9 protein-coding genes are annotated in these 7,968 nt (G+C 69.3%); 4 read left to right on the top strand and 5 right to left on the bottom strand.

Annotation, left to right across the window (positions count from 1 at the left end; all coding sequences use genetic code 11):
- Positions 1–61: 61 nt before the first annotated feature.
- Complete coding sequence (locus V7053_RS08855; RefSeq protein ID WP_334171911.1) at positions 62–1,120, bottom strand: LysM peptidoglycan-binding domain-containing protein; 1,059 nt, start codon at positions 1,118–1,120, stop codon at positions 62–64.
- A gap of 67 nt (positions 1,121–1,187) precedes the next feature.
- On the opposite strand from V7053_RS08855, the gene V7053_RS08850 reads away from it, so the two are divergent.
- A complete protein-coding gene (locus V7053_RS08850; RefSeq protein WP_334171910.1) occupies positions 1,188–1,640 on the top strand; it encodes a PTS glucose/sucrose transporter subunit IIB in 453 nt (150 codons plus the stop codon).
- Complete coding sequence (locus tag V7053_RS08845; RefSeq protein ID WP_334171909.1) at positions 1,637–2,104, top strand: PTS sugar transporter subunit IIA; 468 nt, start codon at positions 1,637–1,639, stop codon at positions 2,102–2,104. The genes V7053_RS08850 and V7053_RS08845 overlap by 4 nt, the downstream gene beginning before the upstream one ends.
- On the opposite strand, the gene V7053_RS08840 is transcribed toward V7053_RS08845, so the two are convergent.
- The 3 genes from V7053_RS08840 to V7053_RS08830 form a co-directional block, all read right to left on the bottom strand.
- A complete protein-coding gene (locus V7053_RS08840) occupies positions 2,101–2,853 on the bottom strand; it encodes a GntR family transcriptional regulator (RefSeq protein WP_334171908.1) in 753 nt (250 codons plus the stop codon). The two genes, V7053_RS08845 and V7053_RS08840, sit on opposite strands and share 4 nt — an antisense overlap.
- 76 nt (positions 2,854–2,929) lie before the next feature.
- Positions 2,930–3,691 (bottom strand): IclR family transcriptional regulator, encoded by a 762-nt coding sequence (locus tag V7053_RS08835; protein ID WP_334171907.1) that lies wholly within the window; start codon positions 3,689–3,691, stop codon positions 2,930–2,932.
- On the bottom strand, positions 3,688–4,710 hold the full coding sequence (locus V7053_RS08830; protein ID WP_334171906.1) for a sugar kinase: 1,023 nt from the start codon (positions 4,708–4,710) through the stop codon (positions 3,688–3,690). Before V7053_RS08830 ends, V7053_RS08835 begins: the two co-directional genes overlap by 4 nt.
- A 174-nt stretch (positions 4,711–4,884) precedes the next feature.
- Here V7053_RS08830 and V7053_RS08825 point away from each other — a divergent pair, with 174 nt between their 5' ends.
- Both V7053_RS08825 and V7053_RS08820 read left to right on the top strand, forming a co-directional pair.
- Positions 4,885–5,553, top strand: a complete 669-nt coding sequence (locus tag V7053_RS08825; protein WP_334171905.1) for a bifunctional 4-hydroxy-2-oxoglutarate aldolase/2-dehydro-3-deoxy-phosphogluconate aldolase — start codon at positions 4,885–4,887, stop codon at positions 5,551–5,553.
- A 4-nt stretch (positions 5,554–5,557) separates the two neighbouring features.
- Complete coding sequence (locus tag V7053_RS08820) at positions 5,558–6,259, top strand: alpha/beta hydrolase family protein (protein ID WP_334171904.1); 702 nt, start codon at positions 5,558–5,560, stop codon at positions 6,257–6,259.
- Here the strand turns inward: V7053_RS08820 and V7053_RS08815 are convergent.
- Positions 6,256–7,944, bottom strand: coding sequence for a SulP family inorganic anion transporter (locus tag V7053_RS08815; RefSeq protein WP_334171903.1), 1,689 nt, complete (start codon positions 7,942–7,944; stop codon positions 6,256–6,258). The genes V7053_RS08820 and V7053_RS08815 overlap by 4 nt on opposite strands.
- Between the last annotated feature and the right edge of the window lie 24 nt (positions 7,945–7,968).

Genomic DNA, 7,968 nt, shown 5'->3' with positions numbered 1-7,968 from the left:
TCGCCGCAAGGGGGCCGGGGGGCCGCTGAGCCCTCGATGCCTGAGCCCGTTGGGGCGCGACCTACGAATACTTCGCCATGCGTGCCTTGACCTGCGCGACATAGGCCTTCGTATCCGGGTACATCCCGTACGCCTGGACGCCGTAGAGGCCTTGGTAGTACCCCGCGATCGCGATGTCCTGGCTCGCGGCGTTCTTGAGGAGCCAGCGGAGCATCGCGACGCCGGCCGTGATGTTGTCGGTCGTGTTCCTGAGGTCGAGGCTGCGCCCCGCAAGGCTCGAGAGCCAACTGGCATTCGCGGGCATGATCTGCATGACGCCGATCGCTCCGACGGAGGAGGTCACGTTCTGCCTGAACCCCGACTCCTGCTCGGCGATCGCAAGGGCGAGTGCAGTGGGGACTCCCATGCTGCCGGCGATCTGCCGCACGATCGACTGGATCTGGGCGGCCGTTTCGGTGCCCGAGGACGTGTTGCCGCCGCCCTTCGACATGAGGGTGCCGAGCGGGATTCCCGTCTTCTCCTGGATGCCGTACATGGTCTTGTGCCGCGCGGTGGTCTCATTCCACATCGACGAGGACCACGCGGGCTGGGGGGCTGTCGCTGCCCTGACGTCCGACGGCGCGGGGGCGGCCGACGACGTCGGCTGGGGTGTTGCTGGTGATGCCGGCGTGGGAGGCGCGGAACGGAGCACGATGCGCTGCCCCGGGTAGATGGTCGACGTCGAGCCGAGCCCGTTGAGTTGATAGAGGTCGCTGAGCGGGACGCCTGTCCGCTGGGAGATTCCCCAGAGGGTGTCGCCGCTCTTGACCGTGTAGGTCTGAGGGGAAGCGGCTGCGGCCACGCCTGCGGAACTGGGGCTGGCCGCGGCGGCTGCAGCTCCGCTTCCGTCGCCGAGCCGGATCTGCTGGCCGGGGTAGATGATCGAGCTCCAGCCGAGGCCGTTGAGCTGGAAGAGGGTGTTGAGCGGCACGCCTGTCCGGGAGGCGATTCCACTGAGGGTGTCGCCCGGCCGCACGGTGTAGGCGTCCGCGGCAGCAGCAGCTGGGGCGGCTATCGCAGCGGTCAAGGCGGCGGCCGACGCGGTGACGGAGGCGGCCCTCAAGCGGCGTCCCTTGTTCATGGCGGCGGTTCTCCTCCCCATCCAATAATTCCGGAGCCGAATAACAAATCCCAAGGCGGTAAGGTGCGTGCCCGGGAAAAACGGAAATCAGGCCATTGGACATATCCAATCACACGCCGAAAGCACATCGCGGCATCATTGCAGTACGCTTGGTCAATTTTCTGGATTCCCACAGGTCTTGTGGGGCCGTCGGAAGGAGCGGTACTATCTGGTAAGTACCAGTTGGGCGGAGGGCCTCCGTCCCGCTGGACGGCACGAGGCACAGACACGCGGCACAGAGAGGAAAGCCATGTCGAAGGCAGAGAAGATCATCGAGGGGCTCGGCGGAGCGGACAACATCGTGGAGATCGAGGCGTGCATCACCCGCCTTCGGACCGAGGTGAAAGACGCCTCGCGGGTCAAGGAGGACCTGCTCAAGGGTGCCGGCGCGCACGGCGTCCTAACCGCCGGAACCGCCGTTCAGGTGATCGTCGGCCCTGAGGCGGACACACTCGCCGAGGACATCGAGGATCTCCTGTGACTGCTCCCTCGCTCGACGTCGTCTCGCCCCTCGCCGGCCGGGTTGTCCCCTTGCACGAGGTCCCCGACCCCGTCTTCGCCGGCCAGATGGTCGGTTCGGGCGCGGCGGTCGAGCCGGCCCCGGAGCCGTTCGACGTCGTCGCCCCCGTGGCAGGAAAGCTCGTGAAACTCCTTCCGCATGCATTCGTGGTCGTAGACGCCGGCGGACGGGGGATTCTCACGCACGTCGGGATCGATACCGTGAAGCTCAGGGGAGACGGGTTCACGCTCCTCGCCGCGAAAGGGGACCACGTGGAGGCCGGCTCTCCCGTCATGCGGGTCGACCCTGCACCCGCGGTCGCCGCGGGCTACTCGCTCGTGAGCCCCGTCGTCGTCCTCGATTCGAAGGCCGATACGGCCTCCGGGGTCGTCGAAGGGGAGATCAAAGCCGGCGATCGCCTCTTCAGCTGGGCACCGACTGCCTAGAGCCGGACCTCCATGGTGAGGGCGTAGCGGTCCGAGCGGTACCACGAGCGGGCGTGCTCGATCGCGCGCTCGCCGGAGAAGGAGATCCGGTCGAAGTAGAGGACCGGGGCGCCCATCTCGGCGCCCAGAAGGACGGCGATGTCCGAGGGGGCGCCTTCGGCCTTGACGCTTTGCCGGGCCCTGTCGATCTGGTGGCCGAAGTCGGCGGCGAGGGCGCGGTAGATCGACCCGGTGAGATCGATGTCGAGCAGGCCTTGGGCGAGGGACGCGTTGTACCACGCGTCGTCGACGCTCACGGGGCGGCCGTCGGCCAAGCGGAGACGCCGGATGTGATAGGCCTCGTCGGACCGGTCGAGCCCTAGGGCCTTTGCGGTCGCCGGGGGCGGAACGGCCTGGGCGGCCTCGAGCACGATCGTGCTGGGCTTGTGCCCCTGGGCCTCCATCTCCTGCGTGAACGAGGCCAGATGGAGGGTGGACTGGACGGTGCCCTCTGAGACGAAGGTGCCCTTGCCCGGCACCCTCACGAGGTGGCCCTCGCTCACGAGCCGCCCGATGGCCGCCCGAACGGTGATGCGGCTGACGCCGAACTGGTCCATGAGCGTCCGCTCGCTGGGCACCCGCGCGCCCGGCTCGAGCTCATCCTTCGCCATCCGGAGGAGGATGGCGTGGAGCTGCTCGTGCTTGGGAACTTGGCTGTTTGCGATGGAATCCAGTACGGCACGCCCCGTCGCGGAATTGCTGAGGGTCATCATCGCCTTCCTGCCGGCATGCTCGGATAGTACCAGTCAATACCATGGTCCACCCGAAGGGCAGGAGCCGCGAGGCTCAGCCTGCCCGGTTCGCCCGGCCTGCCCAGCCGAGGTCGTCCGAGATCGCGTCCGTGCAGGCGAGGAGTTCGGGGAGGAGCCCGAGGAGCCCCGTCTGGTCGAGGAGGACGACGGGCACCGAGCAGGACGCAGCAGCCACGACCCGGCCCGAGGCGTCACGGATGGGCGCGGCGATGCAGTGCACGAACTCTTCATGCTCAGAGGCATCGAGCGCCCAGCCCTGGGCGGCCACGCGGTCGAGCTCGGCGAGTAGCGCCGATGCTTGGGTGATCGTCCGCTCCGTGAACCCCGTGTATTCGATCCCCGCGGCGATACTCGCGCGCCGCTCCCGCGGAAGGTCCGCGAGCAGCACCTTGGAGACCGCAGCCGCGTGCAGGGCGGCAGTCAACCCGATGCGGGAGTACATCCGCACGGGATGGCGCGACTCGAGCTTGTCGATGTACGTGACATCCGGTCCCTCGAACGCCGCGAGATGGACCGTGTGGCCTGTCGTCTCGTTGAGGCGCGCGAGGTGGGGGTGGGCGACGGCGCGCAGCCCGCGCTGCTCGAGCGCAAGGGAGGAGAGCGCGAACAGCTTGCGGCCCAAACGGTAGCGCTGCTGCTCGTCGCGCACGACGAACCGCCTCTCCTCGAGGTCGTGCAGGAGCCGCATGACCGTCGTCTTGTGGACGGTCGCCCGCGAGGCAAGTTCGTCGAGGCTCGCGGGACCGGCGGCGAGCTCGTCGAGCAGGTCGAGGGCGCGCAGGAGGCTCTGGCTCACCGCAGCCCAGCTTTGACGTCGAACGCGTCGCCACCGAGCGCGAAGCCGTCGCGCGAAACGGAGGAGGCGGCCCAAGCCCCGTCGGAGCAGGTGAGGATCCTGTCGAGGATGGCGGGAGCGGGCAGCGGGCCGAGATCGCCGGGAACGACGAGCGTGCAGGCCGCGGCGACGTGGCCCCGGCGAAGGCTCGTCTTCTCGTCGAGGCCGAGGACGACGCCGCTCAGGTAGCCGGCGGCGAAGGCATCTCCGGCGCCCACGGGCTCGACGACATCGACGGTGAGCGAGGGGACCTCCTGCCGCTCGCCGTTTCGGCCGAGCGCAATCGCGCTCGTGGCCTCGTTCTTGACGACGACGGTCTCCGGGTCAGGGAGGAGTGCCCGGATTTGCGCCTCGTCCCCGGTCCCCAGTGCGTGCTCGGCCTCGTCCTTGCCGACGAGCACAATGTCGGCCTGGTTTGCGAGACTGCGCAGGACGCTCCGGTCGCGCCCCTCCCACAGCGTCGGCCGCCAGTTGACGTCGAAGCTCACCTTGCACCCGGCGCGTGGGCGGCTCAGGACCGCTTCGAGGAGCGCGAGCGAATCCTCGGACAGCGCGGCCGTGATCCCGCTGATGTGGAGGAGGGCGGCTTCGGCGAGCAGCGGGGCAACGTGCGGGTCATCGAGCAGGGAAGGGCTCATCGCCGACGCCGCAGAGCCTCCGCGGTAGTACAGGACGGAAGCCGGCGCGGTCGCCGTCCTGGGGAGCTTGACGTAGAGGCCGGTGGGCCGGGTGCGGTCGATCTCGACCCCGGAGAGGCCCACACCGTGGCCTGCGAGCTCGGAGAGGATCCGGTCCCCGAAGCCGTCCCGCCCGACCCTGCTCACCCAGTGCGCGTCGAGTCCCATGCTCGCCAAGCCCACTGCCACGTTGGATTCGGCGCCGCCGATCCCGACGTGCAGGGTGGCGGCACGGTCTAGTGCGACGCCGGGTTCGGGGGTCAGCATTGCCATGGTCTCGCCCAGGCACACGGCTGTCGGCATGTCGATTTCAGAGCTCCTCGTAGCAGGGCGTTGCGTAACAGGGTGTTGCGCTCGCGGGCAGCCGTGTGGTTGACGGCGGTTTTTCCGCAATGCTAGACAGGGACAGAGAAAATCTGCAACCGCGATTGCAAAATACGCAACGGGTTGCCTTGATGCTCCGAGAGGAACGTTCCCATGACCGCCGAAGAACTCATCGCCCTGCTCGCCGAGGATCGCACGCTCGCCGTCGTCCGGGCCAACGCCATTCCCGATGCCGCCGCTCTCGCGGGGGCCCTCGCCGCCGGAGGTGTGCGAGCGCTCGAGCTCACCTTCACGACACCCGACGTGGTCACGCACGTACGGCGGGCCGTGGAGCACGCTGGGGACCACGGCGCGGTGGTCGGAGTCGGGACCGTGCTCACGGCTGATCAGGCGCGGGCAGCCGTCGATGCGGGCGCCCAGTTCCTCGTCACGCCCGGGATCCGGCCAGCCGTGGCAGAGGTCGCCGTCGCCGCGGGCATTCCCGTGTGCCTGGGAGCCATGACCCCCTCGGAGGTTGCCGAGGCACTCGATCTCGGCTCCGACGTCGTCAAGATCTTCCCGGCCCGCCAGGTCGGCCCCGGGTTCCTCAAGGACCTGCGCGGACCGTACCCGGGCGTCAAGCTCCTGCCCTCCGGCGGAATCGACGCGTCCAATGCGCGGTCGTATCTCGACGCCGGTGCGCTCGCGGTCTGCTGCGGGACGTCCGTCGTGCCGCCGTCGGCCGTAGAAGCAGGCGTCTGGGATGAGATCACCTCCCGCGCCGCCGCGTTCACCGCCGCCCTCGGCAGTGCGCCCGAGGAAGCGCGCACTGCCGCAGGATAGGGGGATGAGCGAACGCGGCGAGCGCATCACGATCCCGACACCTTCCGGCGACGTCTCGGGCGTCTGGCTCCGCCCCGCGTCGCCCGATGCGACGGTCGTCGTCGCACACGGCGCCGGCGCGGGGATGGACCACCCGTTCATGGTGGGTTTCGCGGAGGCCCTCGCCGACCTCGGCATCGCGACCCTGCGGTTCAACTTCGCCTATATGGAGGCCGGCAAGCGCCTCCCGGACCGCGCCCCCAGAGCTATCCCCGTGTGGGCGGCCGCTTTCGAGGAGGCTCGACGCCGCTCAGACGGCGAGCCGGTGTGGGCCGCGGGCAAGTCTTTCGGCGGCCGCATGGCTTCAATGGCGCTCGCGGAAGGGGCGATCGACCCCGCGGGCCTGATCTTCCTGGGCTATCCGCTCCACCCCGCCGGCAAGCCCGAGAAGCTCCGGGACGAGCATCTCTACGGACTCCGGGTGCCCATGCTCTTCCTCCAAGGCACCCGCGACATACTCGCGACTCGTGAACTCCTCGACGCCGTCGCCGAGACGCTGCCGACGTCGACCGTTGCGTGGCAGGAAGGCGGCGACCATTCGTTCGCCGTCAAGGGCGTCAAGCGCACGGCGGACGAGGTCGGCGCGGCCCTCGCTCCACAGGCCGCGGGCTTCATCCGCGGACGCTCGCCGCGGTCTCCTGCAGACTCAGGACGCCCGTCCGCCTAGAGGCCGCCGTCGTTCGCCGCCGGCCTGCCCTGCTCGCCATCCGCTGGCCGCAGGGCCCGGACCGCGGCGCTCACCGTGGGATAGAAGTGATCCGGCCCGAAACGGCTTCGTGAGCTGAAGCGCAGCAGCCGGTCCTTCACAGGCCCTTTGAGTTCGGCGAACACGAGCTGGACACCGTGGGCCGCCAGCCAGTCGTCGAGCACGACCAGCTCGTCGAGCGCAGTCGTGTCGATGCCCGTGATCGGCTCGGCAGCGACGATCACATGCGTGACGGGCCGGTTGGCCTCCTCGACGAGCCCCCTGATGAAGGCGGAGAAGACGGCTCCGTTCGCAAAGAACAGCGGGGCGTCGAAGCGCGCGAGGATGAGCCCGGGCACACGCTCGGCCTCAGGATGCCTCGAGATGTCGTGGTGTCCGGGCACGTCCGGGAGGTCGCCGAGTTCGGCCCGATAGGGGCCCCAGGCGCGTCTCACGAAGTCGAGGAGCGAAAGGGAGACTGCGACGATGATCCCTTGCAGCACGCCGATGGTCGTGACCCCGATGAACGCCGCGACCGCGAGCAGCGATTCGACGCGGCTCATCCGCCACAGCCGGATGATCGAGCGCAGGTCGACAATCGACGCGGCGGCAGAGATGACGACCGCCGCGAGAGTTGCCGTCGGGAGGAACGCGGTGGCGCCGGGAGCCGCGAGGACGAACACGACGACCAGGATCGCCGCGACGACGGCCGTGAGCTGGGTTCGGCCGCCGGACTCGATCGCGACTGGGGTGCGGGATGAACTCGCGGAGACGGGAAAGCCACCCAGAAGCCCGGAGGCGACGTTGGCCGCGCCAAGGGCCGCCATTTCGCGGGAGCCGGAGACGGACCGCCCTTCGCGGGCTGCAAGACTGCGCGACAGCACCCCGGTGTCGGCGAAGGCGATGAGGGCGATGCCGATCGCCGGGCCGACAAGCGGTGCAACATCCGCGGGGGAGACGAGGCCGATCCCGAGCACTGAGACCACGCGAGGCAGAGCTCCGACAGCCGAGACCCGGCCCCCGAGCCCCAGCACCCACACTGCCAAGGCGGAAGCCACGACGGCGAACAGGGCGCCCGGCACGGGCCACTTGAGGAGTCGGGGCACCCAGATGAGGAGCAGCGAGCCGACGCCGAGGGCCATGGCCACGAGGTTGGTTCCGCCCTGGGCCGTCACGGTGAGCGCAGAAGCCACCTCTTCCCATGGCGAGTGCCCGTGCGCGGAAGCGCCCAGGAGGATCGAGAGCTGTCCCGCAGCGACCGTGAACGCGATTCCGGCGAGGTAGCCAAGCCGGATCGGCCCTGAGAGGAGGCCGGTGAGAACGCCGAGCCGCAGCACGGCCCCCAGCAGCAGGGCAGCGCCGATGATGATCGCCAGAAGGCCCGAGAGCGCGACCGCTCGCGGGCTGCCCGCAGCGGCGAACGGAAGGACGGCGGCCGCGATGAGCGGCGCGAGCGCCGAATCCGGTCCGAGGACAAGAAGGCGCGAAGGCCCGAGGGCGGCATAGACGAGGAGCGGAACGACAGTCGCATAGAGACCCGTGACTGGAGGGAGGCCGGCTGCCTGGGCGTAGGCCATTCCCGCGGGGATGAGGAGGCACACGAGGACACTGCCCGCGACCAGGTCATGCCGCAGCGAGCTTGCGGCGTAGCCTCGCAGCCACGTCATGCTAGCGATGATGTCGCCTCGGTG

The organism is Sinomonas sp. (genome assembly GCF_036848755.1).
GTDB lineage: Bacteria > Actinomycetota > Actinomycetes > Actinomycetales > Micrococcaceae > Sinomonas.
Note: the sequence above shows the minus strand (reverse complement) of the source record. Positions and strands in the feature narration are given on the sequence as shown.